This is a genomic window from Janthinobacterium sp. UMAB-56 (genome assembly GCF_900095265.1).
GTDB lineage: Bacteria > Pseudomonadota > Gammaproteobacteria > Burkholderiales > Burkholderiaceae_D > Janthinobacterium.
Genome location: NZ_LT607651.1, coordinates 550,660 through 567,681 on the forward strand (window position 1 = coordinate 550,660; position 17,022 = coordinate 567,681).

Annotated in this window: 18 protein-coding genes; 2 read left to right on the forward strand and 16 right to left on the reverse strand. The window is 61.7% G+C overall.

What is annotated here, in order from left to right; translation table 11 throughout:
- The coding region (locus tag K0F85_RS28515; RefSeq protein ID WP_257572476.1) for an MFS transporter at window positions 1–559 on the reverse strand (559 nt) is incomplete at its 3' end.
- Between the two features lie 187 nt (window positions 560–746).
- On the opposite strand from K0F85_RS28515, the gene K0F85_RS02600 reads away from it, so the two are divergent.
- Window positions 747–1,559 (forward strand): FadR/GntR family transcriptional regulator, encoded by an 813-nt coding sequence (locus K0F85_RS02600; RefSeq protein WP_219114403.1) that lies wholly within the window; start codon window positions 747–749, stop codon window positions 1,557–1,559.
- Between the two features lie 11 nt (window positions 1,560–1,570).
- On the opposite strand, the gene K0F85_RS02605 is transcribed toward K0F85_RS02600, so the two are convergent.
- Entirely contained in the window at window positions 1,571–2,197 is a 627-nt protein-coding gene (locus K0F85_RS02605) for a flavin reductase family protein (protein WP_219114404.1), read from the reverse strand.
- 172 nt (window positions 2,198–2,369) lie between these two features.
- Between K0F85_RS02605 and K0F85_RS02610 the strand changes: the two genes are divergently transcribed.
- Window positions 2,370–3,125, forward strand: a complete 756-nt coding sequence (locus K0F85_RS02610; RefSeq protein WP_219114405.1) for a hypothetical protein — start codon at window positions 2,370–2,372, stop codon at window positions 3,123–3,125.
- Window positions 3,126–3,155: 30 nt separating this feature from the next.
- On the opposite strand, the gene K0F85_RS02615 is transcribed toward K0F85_RS02610, so the two are convergent.
- The 14 genes from K0F85_RS02615 to hisS all read right to left on the reverse strand — a co-directional run bounded on the left by K0F85_RS02615 (window position 3,156) and on the right by hisS (window position 16,998).
- On the reverse strand, window positions 3,156–3,461 hold the full coding sequence (locus K0F85_RS02615) for an NIPSNAP family protein (protein ID WP_034789018.1): 306 nt from the start codon (window positions 3,459–3,461) through the stop codon (window positions 3,156–3,158).
- Window positions 3,458–4,384, reverse strand: coding sequence for a WD40 repeat domain-containing protein (locus K0F85_RS02620; protein WP_219114406.1), 927 nt, complete (start codon window positions 4,382–4,384; stop codon window positions 3,458–3,460). Before K0F85_RS02620 ends, K0F85_RS02615 begins: the two co-directional genes overlap by 4 nt.
- Complete coding sequence (locus K0F85_RS02625; RefSeq protein WP_219114407.1) at window positions 4,381–4,890, reverse strand: GNAT family N-acetyltransferase; 510 nt, start codon at window positions 4,888–4,890, stop codon at window positions 4,381–4,383. The genes K0F85_RS02620 and K0F85_RS02625 overlap by 4 nt, the downstream gene beginning before the upstream one ends.
- Window positions 4,891–4,960: 70 nt before the next feature.
- Complete coding sequence (locus K0F85_RS02630; protein WP_092795180.1) at window positions 4,961–5,506, reverse strand: phosphoribosyltransferase; 546 nt, start codon at window positions 5,504–5,506, stop codon at window positions 4,961–4,963.
- 66 nt (window positions 5,507–5,572) lie between these two features.
- Window positions 5,573–6,886: an adenylosuccinate synthase gene (locus K0F85_RS02635; protein WP_034752021.1), complete on the reverse strand. Its 1,314-nt coding sequence runs from the start codon at window positions 6,884–6,886 to the stop codon at window positions 5,573–5,575.
- Between the two features lie 3 nt (window positions 6,887–6,889).
- Window positions 6,890–8,062: an ATP phosphoribosyltransferase regulatory subunit gene (locus tag K0F85_RS02640; RefSeq protein ID WP_219114408.1), complete on the reverse strand. Its 1,173-nt coding sequence runs from the start codon at window positions 8,060–8,062 to the stop codon at window positions 6,890–6,892.
- A 274-nt stretch (window positions 8,063–8,336) separates the two neighbouring features.
- The gene (gene hflC / locus K0F85_RS02645) at window positions 8,337–9,224 is read right to left on the reverse strand and encodes a protease modulator HflC (RefSeq protein WP_219114409.1); all 888 of its coding nucleotides are present in this window, start codon (window positions 9,222–9,224) and stop codon (window positions 8,337–8,339) included.
- Window positions 9,224–10,513, reverse strand: coding sequence for an FtsH protease activity modulator HflK (gene hflK, locus K0F85_RS02650; protein WP_219114410.1), 1,290 nt, complete (start codon window positions 10,511–10,513; stop codon window positions 9,224–9,226). The genes hflC and hflK overlap by 1 nt, the downstream gene beginning before the upstream one ends.
- A 2-nt stretch (window positions 10,514–10,515) precedes the next feature.
- Window positions 10,516–11,739 (reverse strand): GTPase HflX, encoded by a 1,224-nt coding sequence (gene hflX, locus K0F85_RS02655; RefSeq protein ID WP_219114411.1) that lies wholly within the window; start codon window positions 11,737–11,739, stop codon window positions 10,516–10,518.
- A gap of 114 nt (window positions 11,740–11,853) precedes the next feature.
- Window positions 11,854–12,090 (reverse strand): RNA chaperone Hfq, encoded by a 237-nt coding sequence (gene hfq / locus K0F85_RS02660; protein WP_008450615.1) that lies wholly within the window; start codon window positions 12,088–12,090, stop codon window positions 11,854–11,856.
- Window positions 12,091–12,331: 241 nt separating this feature from the next.
- Window positions 12,332–13,678 carry a ribosome biogenesis GTPase Der gene (der, locus tag K0F85_RS02665; protein ID WP_070221915.1) on the reverse strand — a complete coding sequence of 449 codons (1,347 nt, stop codon included), beginning with the start codon at window positions 13,676–13,678 and terminating at the stop codon, window positions 12,332–12,334.
- Window positions 13,679–13,682: 4 nt separating this feature from the next.
- Window positions 13,683–14,828, reverse strand: a complete 1,146-nt coding sequence (bamB, locus tag K0F85_RS02670; protein WP_219114412.1) for an outer membrane protein assembly factor BamB — start codon at window positions 14,826–14,828, stop codon at window positions 13,683–13,685.
- Between the two features lie 85 nt (window positions 14,829–14,913).
- A complete protein-coding gene (locus K0F85_RS02675; protein ID WP_219114413.1) occupies window positions 14,914–15,582 on the reverse strand; it encodes a tetratricopeptide repeat protein in 669 nt (222 codons plus the stop codon).
- A gap of 54 nt (window positions 15,583–15,636) precedes the next feature.
- Window positions 15,637–16,998, reverse strand: coding sequence for a histidine--tRNA ligase (hisS, locus tag K0F85_RS02680; protein ID WP_219114414.1), 1,362 nt, complete (start codon window positions 16,996–16,998; stop codon window positions 15,637–15,639).
- Between the last annotated feature and the right edge of the window lie 24 nt (window positions 16,999–17,022).

Here is a 17,022-nt window from a genome sequence, read left to right on the forward strand (position 1 = left end):
GCCAGCCGGAGAAGGTTTCCATGATCCAGCCAGACAGGGGGCCGCCGATCAGGCCCGCCACCGGAATGGCGGCCATGAAGGTGCACACCATGCGCGCGCGGCGCTCGGACGGATACCAGTAAGTCAGATACAGGATGATGCCGGGGAAGAAGCCCGCCTCGGCGATACCGAGCAGGAAGCGCATGATGTAGAACTGGGTCGGCGTGGTGACGAACATGAAGGCGCCCGAGATAATGGCCCAGGTGATCATGATGCGGGCGATCCACACGCGCGCACCGATCTTGTGCAACATCACGTTGCTGGGCACTTCGAACAGGAAGTAGCCGAGGAAGAACACGCCGGCGCCCAGGCCATACACGGTTTCCGAAAATTGCAGGTCGGCCAGCATTTGCAACTTGGCGAAGCCCACGTTCACACGATCGAGATAAGCGACGATGTAGCACAGCATGAGGAAGGGGATGATGCGCCAGGTCACCTTGCGGTAGACGGCATCGTCGATGATTTTCTGGCTGGCGGCCGCGCCAGCCGGCTGCCCGGGCAATGCTTGTGATACTTCCATGCTTGTCTCCTGATCGCTGAGGGATCGACCGTGCCGGGTTTTTATGGTCCACAGGAGGTGGCTGGCAACTTGTCTAAAATTTGTATGGATGTATATTATGTGTGTGTTTTGTGTGTGTCAAGCTGTATATTCCATATAATGGCAAGCAGGCAAGCCCCATGAGAACCGCTAGTACAAGGATGCACCGATGGACCGCACGTTCAGCTTTACCCTTCCCCCGCCGGAACCCGCCGCTGGCAGTTTCACCACCGGCACCCTGGGTGCGCGCGTGGCGGCCCGGCTGCGCCAGCAAATCCATCACGATGGCCTGGCCGGCGGCACGCGTTTGCCATCGGAGCAAGCGATGGCCAGCCACTTTGGCGTGAGCCGCACGGTGCTGCGCGAAGCCATCGCCCTGCTGCAGGCGGACGGCATCGTCGTCACGCGCAAGGGCAGCGGCACATTCGTGTGCGCGCAGGATGGCGCGAAGGCCGGAGAAAGGGGCGACGCGCTGACGGAGCAGTCGGTGCAATCGCTGCTGAACCTGATCGAAGTGCGGCAGGGACTGGAAGCGGAAATCGCCGCGCTGGCGGCCGTGCGGCGCACGCCGGGCCAGCTGGCCGATATCGAACATGCGCTGCGGCGCATCGAGGAAGCGGTGGCGGCCGGCGTCGATGGCGTGGAAGAAGACGTGCGCCTGCACCTGTGCATCGCCGAAGCGACGGGCAATCCCTACTGGCCGAAATTCGTTGCCATGTTCGCCGACCCGATCCGCGCGGCCGTCAAGGTGACGCGCGCGAATGAAGCGCGGCGCACGGATTTTTCCATCGAAGTGCGGCGCGAACATGAAAAAATCGTGCAGGCGATTGCCGACGGCGACCCGCAGCGGGCACGCCAGGCGGCCATGGAACACATGCAGCACGCGGCCGAGCGCGTGCGCCTGGCCGACCGCGAATTCTGGCGCGGCGACGGCGGCGCGCTGGCGCGCACCCTGGGGCGCGATCCCATCATGCAGAAATAGCCTGCTCCCGTTCAGGGGTAGCTTGGCCGGCGCATCTGGAACAGGCTGTCTGCACCGATTTCAAAATAATCGGCCGGCCCGCCGCCGCGCAGGATGGGCGCAGCGGCGGCCGTGTCGTACACGCCGTCCTTGAGCAGATGGCGCGCGATGTGCACGCCCACCACTTCACCGAGCACCAGCCAGCTGCCGACACCTTGCCCATTCAAGCCTTGCAGTTCGATGATCTGCGTCGTCCGGCATTCGAAGGACACGGGGCTTTCGGCCACGCGCGGCACGTTCACGATGCGCGAGGCGAGCGGACGCAATCCAGCCAGCGCAAATTCGTCGACCTCGGGTGGCGCCGGCGCGCAGCTGGTGTTCATCGCCACGGCCAGCGGACGGGTCGCCAGGTTCCACACGAATTCGCCCGTCTGCTCGATATTGCGCAAGGTATCCTTGCGCCCGATGCTGGAAAAACCGATCAGCGGCGGCGTGTAATTGAAGGCATTGAAAAAACTGTAGGGGGCGAGATTGAACACGCCCGCGCTGCTGCGGGTGGCGATCCAACCGATGGGACGCGGCCCCACGATGGCATTGAAGGGATCGTGCGGCAAGCCGTGGCCCTGAGCGGGTTCATAAAAATAGCGATCGTCGGTCATGCAATTCCTGTCGTGTAGCGTGGGAGCCGGACTGGCAGCTTAACAAAATCAGCGCATGGGCGCATTTCCCGGTACCTCGGGGGGCGCTATCCGCCTACTGCGAGAAAGCTGTTTACAGCGCTGTTGCAAATTTGCATACTGGTGTTACCTTACTTGTGGGAAACATGAACAGATGAGCACCGGCCCTGCGCAGCACCGCTTTGCTTTCCATCAACACCGTCACGGCTGGACCATCGCCGCCATCGCCGCCTTGCACCTGGCGCTGTTCTGGACGGTCACGCGCCCCGTGCACCAGAGCATGGTTCGCGATGACCGGGTCTGGCTGCAGCTGATGCCGCCACTGCCAGCAGCATCGGGCTTCGTTGCGCGCGCCAAGTCTGAGTCTGAGTCTGAGTCTGAGTCTGAGTCTGAGTCTGAGTCTGAGTCTTACCCTGCGCCGCCGCCCTTGCCGGTGCTTCCTGTCGATCCCGCTAGCATGGCCTCAGCACCCAGGACCGCACTTGCCACCACGCCGCCGGACAGGCCACAAGACGACGCCCTGCCGGCCACAACGGCGCCTGCGGCATCCAAGGCCGGCGCCCTGCCTCTGGCGCAACTGGCATTGCAGGCAGCCGGCGCCATCGACCGCCAGCTGCGTGCCGAGCATCCGCAGCAATTCGTGGCGCCGCCCGATACGGCGCAGACGCGCCTGGCGAAAGGCTTCGCCGAAGCGCATGCGGCGGTCAAGCCGAAGTGGTTCGAAGCGGCGCGCATCGAGCTGTTCAGCGCGCCCAACGATCCCAAGCGCATCTACCGCGTCATCACGGCGACCGGCGAATACTGCATCTATTTACCGGACAAAGGCAATATGACCTTGAACCTCAGCGCGCGATCCGGCTATGCCGGTTTTGGCGAAGGGACTGCGGCGCCTTGTCCCATCAGGTTTTAATGGTGGTCGATGGAGGGCAAGCGCACCGTTTCAGCCAAACACAGGCCGGAAAAAACTGCGCTCATAGCTGACGATGCAGCGCGTCTCCTCGGCGTAGCGGAAGGCAGCCTGGCATTCGGCGTCCTGCATCGAGTCGCTGCGGTACTGTTCGTACAGGGCCAGGCTGGGAAATGAGAACATGGCCAGCGCCACGTTGCTGGCGCCTTCGGACGGCAGGAAGTAGCCGTGGTGCTGGCCGCCGAAACGTTCCACCAGCGGTATCCACAGCTTGCCGTAGGCTTCGAATTCCCGCAGTTTGTACGGGTCGATGATATAGCGTAAATAACAGGTGATCATGCGGTTTCCTCGTGTACGTTCAAATCCATCAACATACCCGCTTCCCAGGAGCCGATGGCGGCCAGTGGCGAAGCTGGCAGAAAGTCCAGCGCGCAGGGATAGGTAAAAGCGTGTTGTGCCAGCACGTCGAGCCCAGGCCAGCCGTAAAACAGCAGCTTGCCCTTGCCGATGCGCCCCAGCGCGCTGCCGTCGGGCAGCCAGCGCAAGCCGTCACCCGTGCCGCCGCCCGCCTCCACGGCCACCCTGGCCAGGCAGCGGCCGTCGGCCAGCGCGTACATGGAGAGGAACTCCTCGCCGCCTGTATGGTGCAGCACGGCCAGATATTGCCCGTCCGGCGACGGCGCGCAAGACATCAAGCGTGGCAGCGACAGCACCATGCGCCCGCCGCCGTCCTGCAAGGGCCAGTCCCACACGCTGCAGTAGTCGGGCGGCTGCACTTGCCCCTCGTCCACCGATTTGACGCCATGCTGTACCAGCAAGCGCCGCCCGCCATCGATGGCATGGACAGCCCGCAACATCTCGCCCGCATGCGCCTGCGTGAAGAGCAACTCGCCCGTCGCCGCCGCGCGCATCCGCAGGCAGCCATCCCAGCCGCCGTCGGCCAGATACCGGCCGCAAGGCGACCACGCGGGACCGCAGCCTTCGCCATCCTTCCTGTTCTGGAAGTTCAGCAGCAACTGGCCCGTCTGGACATCCACCACGGCCATCTGCCCCGTGGTGCTCTTGATGGCCAGCCGGCCGCCGTCAGGCGAGAAGGCCATGCCCGACATGTGCGCGATGAATTTGCCGCGCCACAGCTTGCTGCGCGCCGCCACGTCCCACAGGACCAGGTCGCGTCCCAGCACGGCCAGACGCGTACCATCGGGTGAAAAGCGCACGCCGTAGCTGCAGCCCAGCCTCAGGGCCTTCTGCATTGCCGTCATGGGCGCGGCAGGCGGTACACGACGCTATCGATATCGTAATGGCGTTGCATGCCCACGTATTGCATGCCCAGGCGCGTCATGACCTTGATCGAGGCGGCGTTGTCCGGGTGCGCCACGGCCACCACTTCGGGCGCGCCGACGACGTTGAAGGCGTGTGCGACGATGGCGGCAGCCGCTTCGCTGGCATAGCCCTGGCCCCAGCCAGCCCGGGCGAGGCGCCAGCCGATTTCGTGCGGCTGCGCCTTGTCGCCACCGATATGCTGCAGGCAGGCCAGCCCCACCAGCACCTCATCTCCGGTACGGATCAAGGCCCACCACGAATAACCCCACTCGGTCCAGCGCCCCATGATGCGGGCAACGGCGGCGCGCGTGTGCTCTTCCGTCTCCGGCTGGCCCGCATTGAGATAAGTCATCACTTCGGTATCCGAGTTCATGGCATGCATGGCGTCGTAATGCTTGTCGGTGACGGGTTCGAGGCGCAGCCGCGCCGTGTGCAGGATGGTCATGCCAGATTCCTTCAGATGAAAAAAAAGACGATACACGATCGTCTTTTTTTCGCCAACACGCAAGCAGTGATTACTTGCTCGACTCGCCCTTCTTGATCCACGCCGCCAGCTGGTGCGGACGCAGGCCGTCGTAGTCTTCGAATGGCTGGTGGATCCACGGGTTGTGTGGCAGCTCATCGAGGAAATAGTCGGGACGCACGACGGAGCAGCCCTTCAACCAGATCACGGCCGATTTGACTTCGGTCACGCCCGGGAAGTTGTCCTTCAGGTGACGCGTGACCTTGTCCAGCGTGACGCCCGAATCGGCCAGGTCGTCGACCAGCAGGATGCGGCCGGCCAGCGGGCCCTTGGTCATGGTCATGTACTTGGCGATATCGAGGTCGCCCTGGGTGGTGCCCTTGTCTTCGCGGTAGGAGCTGGTAGACAGGATGGCCAGTGGCAGGTCGAAAATGCGCGAGAATACGTCGCCAGGACGCACGCCGCCGCGCGCCAGGCACAATACCTGGTCAAATTTCCAGCCCGATTCGTGGACCTTGAGCGCCAGGCGCTCGATCAGGCGGTGGTACTCTTCCCAGTTGACCCAGAGATGTTGATCGTTCGATTGTGGGGTAGTCATGATAGTGAACTCTTATTATTAGCGTGATTAAAAAAATCCGCCTTGCGGCGGATTGTGTCCAGCAGCTTACTCGAAGGGGTGGCGCAGGACGATCGTTTCTTCACGATCAGGACCGGTCGAAACCATGTCCACCGGCACGCCGACCAGTTCTTCGATGCGCTTGATGTAAGCGCGGGCCGTTGCCGGCAAGGCCGCCAGCGATTTCGCGCCGACCGTGCTTTCCGTCCAGCCTGGCATCTCTTCGTAGACAGGCACGCAACGGGCGGCTTCTTCAGCGCCCGATGGGAAGATGTCCGTGGCCACGCCGTCGATGGTGTAGCCGGTGCACAGTTTCAGCGTCTCGATACCGTCCAGCACGTCCAGCTTGGTCAGGCACATGCCCGTCACGCCGTTGATCTGCACGGAACGGCGCAGCAAGGCGGCATCGAACCAGCCGCAGCGGCGGGCACGGCCCGTCACGGTGCCGAATTCATGGCCGACTTGCGCCAGGTGGTGGCCGACGCCGGCATCCGTAGGCAGTTCCGAAGGGAACGGGCCGGAACCGACGCGCGTCGTGTAAGCCTTGGTGATGCCCATGATGTAGTGCAGCATGCCTGGGCCTACGCCCGAACCGGCAGCGGCATTGCCAGCCACGCAGTTCGACGAAGTGACGAATGGATAGGTGCCGTGGTCGACGTCGAGCAGGGAACCCTGCGCGCCTTCGAACAGCAGGTTGGCGCCGGCCTTGTGCGCCTTGTACAGCGCGCTCGACACGTCGGTGACCATCGGACGCAGACGCGGCACATAGGCCAGCGCGTCGTCGAGGGTCTTCTGATAGTCGACTTTCGGCGCTTTCAGGTAGTTTTCCAGCACGAAGTTGTGGTAATCGAGGTTTTCAGCCAGCTTTTCGGCAAAACGCTTCTCGTTCAACAGGTCGGCGATACGGATCGCGCGGCGCGCCACTTTGTCTTCGTAGGCCGGGCCGATGCCCTTGCCGGTAGTGCCGATCTTCGCATCGCCACGCTTGGCTTCACGCGCCAGGTCGATCGCGGTGTGGTAAGGCAGAATCACAGGCGCCGCGTCCGACACTTTCAGGCGCGAGGCGACTTCGACGCCGACCGCTTCGAGCTTGTCGATTTCGCGCAGCACGTCCGGCACGGAAACGACCACGCCGTTACCGATGTAGCAGGCGACGCCTGGACGCATGATGCCCGACGGGATCAGTTGCAGTGCGGTTTTGACGCCGCCGATGACCAGCGTGTGGCCTGCATTGTGGCCGCCCTGGAAGCGCACCACACCCTGGGCGTGATCGGTCAACCAATCGACGATCTTGCCTTTACCTTCATCGCCCCATTGGGTGCCGATGACAACAACGTTCTTTGCCATAATTTTCTTTGACATCACTCAACCTAAGTTTTTAAGAATCCAGCTACTACCATTATCGGCAAGTACCAGCACGCGATCGCACTCGAACTCGTCTTGTTCATTACTGTGACCCGGCATACTCTGGATCACGACCTCGCCCGCCTTGCGCAACTCGGCGATTTTTTCCTTCAGTTCTGGTGCGCTGCCCCACGGCGCGCGGATCGAATGCTTCCGTTCCGCGGTCGGCAACAGGCGCGCCAGTTCGCGCAAATCGAGCGAGAAGCCGGTCGCGGGACGTGCCCGGCCGAACGCTTCGCCGACGTGGTCATAACGGCCGCCGCGCGCAACCGCGTTCGGCAAGCCAGGTACATACAGCGCAAACATCGCGCCGCTTTCATATTGGTAGCCGCGCAGGTCGGCCAGGTCGATCGCCACTTCGGCGCGGCCCAGGGCCTTGGTTTCCACAGTCGCGGCAAGCGCGGCCAGTTCGGCCAGTGCCTTGAGCACGCCCGGCAGCGGCGGCAGCACTTCGCGCGCACGCGCCAGCACGTCGATGTCGCCATACAGACCAGGCAAGGCCAGCAGCGCATCGCGCGTCACGGCGTCGTAGTCTGCCGTCAGGGCGCGCAGGCCAGGCGCATCTTTCGCGCGCAGCAAGGTGTACAGCGCAGCCTCGTCGCGCACGGCGGCGGCGTCTTGCGCAATGATAGCGCGCAACAGGCCGACGTGCGACAAATCCAGGCGGACCGAGTCGAAACCGGCCAGTGCCAGCGAAGCGAGCGCCAGTTCCTGAATCTCGGCATCCGCTTCCAGGCCGGCGTGGCCATAGATTTCGGCGCCGATCTGCAGCGGCTCGCGGGTGGCGTGCAGACCCGAAGGACGGGTATGCAGCACGCTGCCGGCGTAGCACAGGCGGGTCACGGTGGCACGGTTGAGCAGGTGCGCGTCGATGCGCGCCACTTGCGTCGTCATGTCGGCGCGCAGGCCGAGCATGCGGCCAGACAGCTGGTCGACCAGTTTGAACGTGCGCAGGTCGGTATCCTTGCCAGCGCCGGTCATCAGCGATTCCAGATACTCGAGCAGCGGCGGCATCACCAGTTCATATCCGTACAGACGGAAATTATCCAGCATGAGGCGGCGCAGCTCTTCGATCTTGCGCGCTTCCGACGGCAGAACATCGGCAATATTTTCGGGCAAAAGCCAATTCGGCATGAGGGAGCGAGATACGGAAGAAAGTTGAAAAAATGCATCATGCGAGGCAGCGGCGGGCGCACCAGGCAAGAGGCCGAACCTGATATTTTACGCGAAAACATGGGGCTTTAGGGATAAGTTGTCCGAAACGCTGGCGCACAGCCCTAAAAACACCGCATTTACGCCTTCCCGCAACAGCATGGCGGGCACAAAAAAACGGGGCCGGCATTGACGCCGACCCCGTTGCTGCTGTCACCCGTCCTCGCGGACGGATGCAGCCTGGATGCTGCCGTGCTTACTTCTTGGGCGAACCGGCTGCGCCGCCGCCCTTGAAGTACTTGAAGAATTCCGAACTCGGATCGATGACCATCACGTCGCCCTTGTCCTTGAAGGTGGCGCGGTAGGCTTCCAGGCTACGGTAAAACTTGTAGAACTCCGGATTCTTGCCAAACGCTTCCGCATAGATCTGCGATGCCTTGGCGTCGCCCTCACCGCGGATCTTCTCGGCTTCGCGATACGCTTCGGCCAGGATCACCGTGCGCTGCTTGTCGGCGTCGGCGCGGATTTTCTCGGAGTCGGCCGAACCGGTCGAACGCAGCTCATTGGCCACGCGCACGCGCTCGGACTTCATGCGCTCATACACCGAGTTGTTGATCTGCTCGACGTAATCGACGCGTTTCAGGCGCACATCGACGATGCCCACGCCGATGGCCTCGGCTTCGGCCGCCACCTTGACCTTGATCGCCTGCATCACCTTGCCGCGCTCGCCCGAGATCACTTCGCGCACGGTGCGCTTGGTGATTTCATCGTTCAGGGCGGCCTTGACGATTTGCGACATGCGGTTGCGGGCGCGGCTTTCATCGCCGCCGAAGCTGCGGAAATAGGTCTTCGGATTGACGATGCGCCACTTCACATATGCGTCGACGAGGATATTCTTCTTCTCGGCCGTGATGAAGCGCTCCGGCTCCGGCGTATCGAGCGTCAGGATCCGCTTGTCCAGGTAGATGACGTTCTGGAACGGCGGCGGCAGCTTGAAGTACAAGCCTGGCTTACTGATCTCGTCCTTGACCTCGCCCAGGGCGAAGACGATGGCGTATTTACGCTGATCGACGACGAACACGGTCGAGGACAAGAGCATGATCGCGATGAAGCCCGCGATCAGGGCGGCAACGATACGGTTCATTAGCGGCTCTCCCGTTCACGCGAAGAGCGGCTGTCGCGACGCGAATTGACTTCTACTGTCTGCATGGCTTCCTGTGGCATTACGGTATTGGCTGCGGGTGTGGCCGCAGCGGCGCGCGCTGCCGCGGCCGAGGCGTCCGACGCCGCCTGCTGGGCGATCAATTTGTCGAGCGGCAGATACAGCAGATTGCTGCCCGTCTTGGCGTCAACCATGACCTTGCTGGCACTGCTGAACACCTGCTGCATGGTTTCCAGGTACATGCGGTCGCGCGTCACGGCCGGCGCCTTCTGGTACTCGACCAGCACTTGCTTGAAGCGCGACGCATTACCTTCCGAGTTCTCGGTCACCATGGCCCGGTAGGCCTCGGCTTCCTGCACCAGGCGGAATGCTGCGCCGCGTGCTTTCGGAATCACGTCATTGGCGTAGGCTTGGCCTTCATTCTTCTGGCGCTCACGGTCCTGGCCAGCCTTGACGGCATCGTCGAAGGCGGCTTGCACCTGCTCCGGCGGCTGCACGGCCTGCATCGTCACATTGTTAATCAACACGCCAGATTTGTAATCTTCAAGAATCTGCTGCATCAATTTTTGCGTGTCAAAGGCCACTTTTTCGCGGCCTTCATACAGCACGAAGTCCATCTTGCTGCGGCCGACCACTTCGCGGATCGCCGTCTCGGCGACCTGGCGCAAGGTGTCTTCCTGGTCGCGCAGGCTGAACAGCCATTCCACCGGATCTTTCAAGGTGTACTGCACCGCAAACTGGATATCGATGATATTTTCATCGTCCGTCAGCATCAGCGACTCGCTGGCCTGCTTGTTGCGCAGCGACGTGCGATAACCGACTTCCACCGTGCGCACCTGCGACACGTTGACGGTTTCATCGGTCTGGAACGGGTACGGCCAGCGCCAGTTGAGACCGGCAGGCGCCGTGCGCGTGTATTGACCAAACGTCAGCACCACGCCGCTCTGGCCCTCTTGCACGATGAAGGCGCCGCTGGCGAGCCAGATGAAGACGGCGATCACGCCGACCACGCCGGCGGTGATGCCGGCACCCTTCATGTCGGGACGCGGACCACCGCCGCCGCCATTGCCGCCGTTGTCGGGACGGTTCTTCTGTCCGAAAAAGGCGTTCAGGCGCTGATTGAAATCGCGCCATAACTGATCGAGGTCCGGCGGACCTTCGCCGGGCTTTTTGCCTTCTTGGGCTTTCTTGCCGTCGTCCTTGCGATTGCCCCAGCGGGGATCGTTCAGGGATAACTTCAAGCCTGTTTTTTTGAGTAGGGAGACAAGCATAACTATCGTGTTCCGACTTGGGAGTGGGTGGAAATCCTATCGTCCTCGCCAGGCTCTTCGTCCTGGTCCGGGGCGGCGCAATCGTGCTGGTCGTACTGACCGTCCAACTGATCTTCCTGCGGTGCTGCGTCGTGTTGATACAGGTGCGCCGAACCGGGCGCCTTCCTGGCCATCTCGACTATCGCATCGCGCAGCAGGTCGAGCCCACTGCCCTTCTGCGCACTGACGAACACGCGACTGATCGTAGCATATTCGTCACGCTCCACCGAAGGCTCCAGCCCCGCAGCATCAATCTTGTTCCACACGAGAATCTGCGGAATATGATCGGCGCCGATCTCTTTCAAGACCAGGTTGACCTGCTCGATCTGCTCCATGCGTACCGGCGACGCAGCATCGACGACGTGCAGCAGCAAATCGGCATGGATGGTTTCTTCGAGCGTGGCGCGGAACGCTGCCACCAGTTGATGCGGCAATTCGCGCACGAAGCCGACCGTGTCGGAGATCACCACATTGCCCACTTCCTGGCCCAGGTAAACCCGGCGCGAGGTGGTGTCGAGGGTGGCGAACAACTGGTCGGCGACATACACGCCGGCCTTGGTCACGGCATTGAACAGGGTCGACTTGCCGGCATTGGTATAGCCGACCAGTGACACCGAGAATGTGTGATTGCGGCCGCGCGCGCGGCGCTGTGTTTCGCGCTGCTTGTGCAGCTTTTCCAGGCGCGCGCGCAAGGCCTTGACGCGGTCGCCGATCAGCCGGCGGTCGGTCTCGAGCTGCGTCTCGCCGGGACCGCGCAAGCCGATACCGCCCTTTTGCCGCTCAAGGTGGGTCCAGCCGCGGATCAGGCGTGTCGCCAGATGCTGCAACTGGGCCAGCTCGACTTGCAGCTTGCCCTCGTGGCTCTTGGCGCGCTGCGCGAAGATATCGAGGATCAGGCTGGTACGGTCGAGCACCCGCACATTCAGGCGCTTTTCCAGATTGCGCTGCTGGGCAGGTGACAGGGCGTGATTGAAGATGACGATTTCCAGGCCATCGTTGACGACGACGTCGCCAATTTCATCGGCCTTGCCGCTGCCGACGAAATACGCGGAATCGGGACTGGAACGCTTGGCCGTGATGGTGGAAATCGGGTCTGCGCCAGCCGAACGCGACAACAGCATGAGTTCCTCCATGCTGGCGGCGAAGTCGCTGTGACCGAAGTCAACCCCGACTAGTGCCGCGCGCATGATGGCATCAAATGAGTTGCGGCGGACGCCGACGCCGATGCAAACGCATCAGCGCCGCTGGCGCGGACGGGGGCGATGGAGGGTGAAAGGCGCTGGGCCGTCAAGCTCAACGCTTTACTCCGCTTCAGATTCAATATTGAGATTGACGGCACGGGCCGGCACCACTGTCGAGATGGCATGCTTGTACACCATCTGTGTCACCGTATTGCGCAGCAATACGACATATTGATCGAACGATTCGATATGGCCCTGCAATTTAATGCCATTGACCAGGTAGATCGAGACAGGAACATGCTCTTTGCGTAATGCATTGAGGAATGGGTCTTGTAACAGTTGCCCTTTGTTGCTCATAACAGCTCCGTTGTTTATGTTGTTGTGTAAGAATTGGAGGCGACTCGCTTGATTTCAAGTGCTCTCACACCTTTCAAAGAGAGAAAGATGCGTCATAGCTACTGTAACCTGTTTTCGCGATCGCTGTCGCGCACGGCGCATTAACACTTTATTATTTTCGTGCAAAAGCCATTCAATCGGCTATCGGCGCCGCATTATCTCTGCGGCGCCTTAATATGCACTTAATTCAGCCGTTAAATTATTACTTGCTTGGCGTGCGCGCAAACGGGTTTTTACCCGTGCGCAATTCGATGCGCAGCGGCGTGCCGACCAGGGCAAACGTATCGCGGAAATGTTTTTCCAGATAACGTTTGTAAGGATCGCCAACGGCGTCGAGCGCATTACCGTGTATCACGATCACAGGCGGATTCATGCCGCCCTGGTGGGCGTAGCGCAGCTTCGGACGAATCGAGCCCTTGCGGCGCGGTTCCTGCTTCTCCACGGCCTCGATCAGGGCGCGCGTCAGCTTCGGCGTCGACAAGTCGCACATGGCGGCTGCATACGCGGCGTTGAGCGACTTCATCAGCGGACCGATGTTGGTGCCCTTCAGCGCCGAAATGAAATGCATCTGCGCGAACGACAGGAAGTCGAGCTTGCGGTCGATATCGATCTTGATTTCATCGCGCTGGTGCGATTGCAAACCATCCCATTTATTCACGGCCACTACCAGCGCGCGGCCCGATTCCAGGATGAAGCCGGCAATATGCGCGTCTTGTTCTGAAATATCCTGCTGCGCGTCGAGCATCAGCACCACCACGTTGGCTTCGGAAATCGACTGCAGGGTTTTCACCACCGAGAATTTCTCGATCGCCTCAAACACCTTGCCACGGCGGCGGATACCGGCCGTGTCGATCAAGGTGTATTGCTGGCCATCGCGCTCGAACGGGATTTCGATCGAATCGCGCGTCGTGCCCGGCATGTCGAAGGCGATCACGCGCTCTTCGCCCAGCAGGGTGTTGATGAGCGTCGACTTGCCCACGTTAGGACGGCCGACGAGGGCAATCTTGATGCCGCGGTCGGTCTTTTCCAGTTCTTCAGGCTCATCCGGACGCTGCGCGAATGCCAGGTCCAGCATCACTTCGACGAGGTCGTTGACGCCGTCGCCGTGCGCCGACGAGATGGCATACGGATCGCCCATGCCCAATTCATAGAATTCGGAGACGACGGCCGTATAGCGCATGCCTTCGCTTTTATTGACCACCAGCAAGACCGGGCGACCGCTCTTGCGCAGGAAGTCGACGATGGTCTTGTCGTGCGGGGTCAGGCCTTGACGGCCGTCCACGATGAAGACCACCACGTCGGCCTCGGCCACGGCCTGCTTGGTCTGCAGTGCCATCTGGTGCATGATGCCTTCCTTGGCGACGGGTTCGAAACCACCCGTATCGATGACCAGGAAGGGACGTTCGCCGACACGGCCTTCGCCATAGTGACGATCGCGCGTCAACCCAGGCAAATCCGCCACCAGCGCATCGCGCGAGCGGGTCAGACGATTGAATAAAGTCGATTTCCCAACATTGGGTCGACCTACTAGTGCAATTACCGGCTTCATTGTATTACTCGACCGCGAGAGCGGTCACTGTCCCTGATTGGGTTTGAAAAATCAAATTCGAACCGGCAACGACGGGAGCCGAAACAATCGGGCTACCGTCGGTACTGACACGACCTATTAATGCGCCATCTTCCCGTGACAGGAAGTGGATATAACCTTGATAGTCGCCGACGGCGACGCTGCGGCCGTAGGAGGCCGGCGTCGACAGGCGGCGGCGCGCCAGCGCCTCGTTCTTCCAGGCGCTCTGACCACCGTCGCGGCTGAATGCCACCACGGCGCCCTGGTCATCGGCAACAAACACGAACCGCTGGTCGACGGCCACGCCCACATCGGACGAGATCGGCTTAGTCCAGCGCGGCACGCCCGTGGCGGCATCGAAGCAACCTGCCTTGCCCTGGTACGTGACGGCACACACTTCGCCTTCGAACACGACCGGCGTGCCGGCGATGTCGGAGACGCGCTCCAGTTCGGTGGCGCCGCGCGGTTCGCTGACGACGATCTCCCAGCGTACCACACCGGTGGCCGCCGTCAGTGCCAGCAGCTTGCCGCCCGGCTGGGCCACGTAGATATTCGTACCGCCCAGCACCATGCCCGGCGCATTGCGCAAGGTCAAGGCCGGCGTAGCGCGCTGCACCGTCCATTTGCGCTCGCCCGTCTTGGCATCGAAGCCGACGATGCGGTTGTCCACGCTGCGCACCACGACCACGCCATCGCCTACGACGGGCGCCGTCAATACTTCGCTGGACGCCTGCGCCTTCCACAACTGATTGCCATCGACATCGAAAGCCAGCACGGCACCCTTGGCAGCACCCACGGCCACCAGCGCGCCATCGCTGCCGGCGCCGGACGTGATGTCGCTGCCGGCCTTGATGCGCCACGTTTCACGGCCGCTGGCCGCATCCAGGCGCGCCAGCGCGCCATCGGCGCTGACCACGTACAGGCTGTTGCCGGCCAGCGCAGGCGTAAAGGCGTACACACCAGCCTTGCCGATCGAATACTTCCAGGCGTCGCGCACGGCGATGCTCGATTTTAACTCGACCAGCTTGGCCGGTTCGACTTTCGGATCTTTCGAGGCGAACGGGTTCCAGGACGAGCAACCGGCCATCAGGGCCAACAGACTTGCAGCTACCAGCTTTTCAGTGACACGCATAAGTGTTATCCAACCTTTTTCTTGTACTTTTGAGGGCAAGGCAGGCGACGCAAAACGCCGCGCGGCCATAGCATCAGTGTTCCTGTCAGGCGGCAGCCTTGTCAGCCTTGGCCTTGTCTTCCGGCACCGTACCGCCGATCGCTTCCAGTTTGACCTGGATCAGTTGACGGCCTGGATTGTTCTTGTCCGTCGCGGCTATCGCGGCCAGGTAAGACGTACGCGCCTCTGCCAGCTTGTTTTGCGCCACCAGGATGTCGCCCTTGCGGTCGGCCACGGCGCCGGCAAATTGCGCCACGGACGCCGTCGCCAGCACTTTCAACGCGTCATCGTAGGCTTTTTCGTCCAGCAGGACGCCGGCCAGGCGCAGCTTGGCGATGGCCTTGTACTCTTCCGTGCCATGCTCGGCCACCCATTGCAGCTGGGTCTTGGCCGTTTTCAGGTCATTCGCGTCGAACGCCACCTTGGCAGCGGCCAGGGCGCTCATCTGCGCATACGCCGTGCCGCTGAAACGCGATTGCATGTCGCCGGCAGCGCGCATCACCTTGGCAGTGTCCTTGGCGGCGATGGCGTTTTGCAGTTCGTCGTACAACTGGCCCGCTTGCGCAGCCTGGGTGCGCTGGTAGTACTGCCAGCCAGCCCAGCCGCTGTAACCTGCCAGCGCCACGATCAGGACCCAGGAGGTCAGATTGCCATTGCGCTGCCACCAGGCTTTGAGGGTTGCCAGTTGTTCTTGTTCTTCGTGATCGTATGCCATGGGTCGTCAGTTTTAATGAGTAGTTGATCGAGGGTAGTACGGTCTTGCTGCAAATCAATGGTGGTGATGCACATGGCCGCCAGGACCGTGGTCATGGCCGCAATCGTGCTCGCCGATGATCTGGTCCACCACGTAATCGACGACATCGTCGAACGGCACCGTATTTTGCTGCGCGCCAGCATCGGCTTCGCGCATGGCTTTCACCGTCGCGACATTGTTGGCGATTTCATCGTCGCCCATGATCACGGCAAACGCCGCACCGCTGGCATCGGCCTTTTTCATTTGCGTCTTGAAGCTGCCGCCGCCGTTGCTCGCTGCGCAATGTAGCACAACGTCCAGGCCCGCATCGCGAATCCGCTCTGCCAGCACGAAGGCTTGCAAGCCTGCCTGCTCGCCCTGGTGCACCAGGTAGACGTCGCACTGGGCCGGTTGCTCCGGCTCAGCGGCATCCTTCATCAGCAGCACCAGGCGCTCGACGCCCATGCCGAAACCGACGGCTGGCGTCGATTTGCCGCCAAACATTTCCACCATGCCGTCATAGCGGCCACCGGCACATACCGTGCCTTGCGCGCCCAGCTTGTCGCTGACCCACTCGAACACCGTGCGGTTGTAGTAATCGAGGCCGCGCACCAGGCGTGGATTGATGGTGAAAGGAATATTGTTGTGGTTCAAGATCTTCTGCACGCCGTGGAAGTGGGCCAGCGATTCCTCGCCCAGGTAATCCAGCAGCTTCGGCGCGCCATTGACCAGCTCCTGCATGGCAGGGTTCTTGGTATCGAGGATGCGCAGCGGGTTGCTGTGCAGGCGGCGCTTGGCTTCTTCGTCGAGCAGCTCGCTGTGGCCTTCCAGGTAGGCGATCAGATCGGCGCGGTGGCGCAGGCGCTCGGCCGCGTCGCCGATCGAATTCAGTTCCAGGCGGATGCCTTCCAGACCCAGGTCATCCCACAGGCGGCGCGACAGCATGATGATCTCGGCATCGATATCCGGGCCCGTAAAACCGATGGCTTCCACGCCGAACTGGTGGAACTGGCGGTAGCGGCCTTTCTGCGGGCGCTCGTGGCGGAACATCTGGCCCTTGTACCACAGGCGTTTCGGACCTTCATAGACGAGGTTGTGCTCGACCACGGCGCGCACCACGCCAGCCGTGCCTTCGGGACGCAGGGTCAGGTTGTCGCCGTTCATCGAATCGGTGAACGAATACATTTCCTTTTCCACGATATCGGTCACGGCGCCGATGGCACGCGCGAACAATTTTGTTTCTTCCACGATCGGCGTGCGGATCTGCTGGAAGCCGTAGCTTTGCAGCACGGATTGCGCCGTGTTTTCAAACAATTCCCACAGCGGTGCGTCAGCCGGCAGAATATCGTTCATGCCTTTGACTGCGGTGATTTTATCGGCTTTTTTATTTTCTGACATGGTATCTACTTTTATTGGCTACGA

Excerpts from the sequence above, each read along its gene's own strand:
- K0F85_RS02600 (WP_219114403.1), top strand. The coding sequence starts at position 747 with ATGGACCGCACGTTCAGCTTTACCCTTCCCCCGCCGGAACCCGCCGCT.
- K0F85_RS02605 (WP_219114404.1), bottom strand. The coding sequence starts at position 2,197 with ATGACCGACGATCGCTATTTTTATGAACCCGCTCAGGGCCACGGCTTG.
- K0F85_RS02610 (WP_219114405.1), top strand. The coding sequence starts at position 2,370 with ATGAGCACCGGCCCTGCGCAGCACCGCTTTGCTTTCCATCAACACCGT.
- K0F85_RS02615 (WP_034789018.1), bottom strand. The coding sequence starts at position 3,461 with ATGATCACCTGTTATTTACGCTATATCATCGACCCGTACAAACTGCGG.
- K0F85_RS02620 (WP_219114406.1), bottom strand. The coding sequence starts at position 4,384 with ATGACGGCAATGCAGAAGGCCCTGAGGCTGGGCTGCAGCTACGGCGTG.
- K0F85_RS02625 (WP_219114407.1), bottom strand. The coding sequence starts at position 4,890 with ATGACCATCCTGCACACGGCGCGGCTGCGCCTCGAACCCGTCACCGAC.
- K0F85_RS02630 (WP_092795180.1), bottom strand. The coding sequence starts at position 5,506 with ATGACTACCCCACAATCGAACGATCAACATCTCTGGGTCAACTGGGAA.
- K0F85_RS02635 (WP_034752021.1), bottom strand. The coding sequence starts at position 6,886 with ATGTCAAAGAAAATTATGGCAAAGAACGTTGTTGTCATCGGCACCCAA.
- K0F85_RS02640 (WP_219114408.1), bottom strand. The coding sequence starts at position 8,062 with ATGCCGAATTGGCTTTTGCCCGAAAATATTGCCGATGTTCTGCCGTCG.
- hflC (WP_219114409.1), bottom strand. The coding sequence starts at position 9,224 with ATGAACCGTATCGTTGCCGCCCTGATCGCGGGCTTCATCGCGATCATG.
- hflK (WP_219114410.1), bottom strand. The coding sequence starts at position 10,513 with ATGCTTGTCTCCCTACTCAAAAAAACAGGCTTGAAGTTATCCCTGAAC.
- hflX (WP_219114411.1), bottom strand. The coding sequence starts at position 11,739 with ATGCGCGCGGCACTAGTCGGGGTTGACTTCGGTCACAGCGACTTCGCC.
- hfq (WP_008450615.1), bottom strand. The coding sequence starts at position 12,090 with ATGAGCAACAAAGGGCAACTGTTACAAGACCCATTCCTCAATGCATTA.
- der (WP_070221915.1), bottom strand. The coding sequence starts at position 13,678 with ATGAAGCCGGTAATTGCACTAGTAGGTCGACCCAATGTTGGGAAATCG.
- bamB (WP_219114412.1), bottom strand. The coding sequence starts at position 14,828 with ATGCGTGTCACTGAAAAGCTGGTAGCTGCAAGTCTGTTGGCCCTGATG.
- K0F85_RS02675 (WP_219114413.1), bottom strand. The coding sequence starts at position 15,582 with ATGGCATACGATCACGAAGAACAAGAACAACTGGCAACCCTCAAAGCC.
- hisS (WP_219114414.1), bottom strand. The coding sequence starts at position 16,998 with ATGTCAGAAAATAAAAAAGCCGATAAAATCACCGCAGTCAAAGGCATG.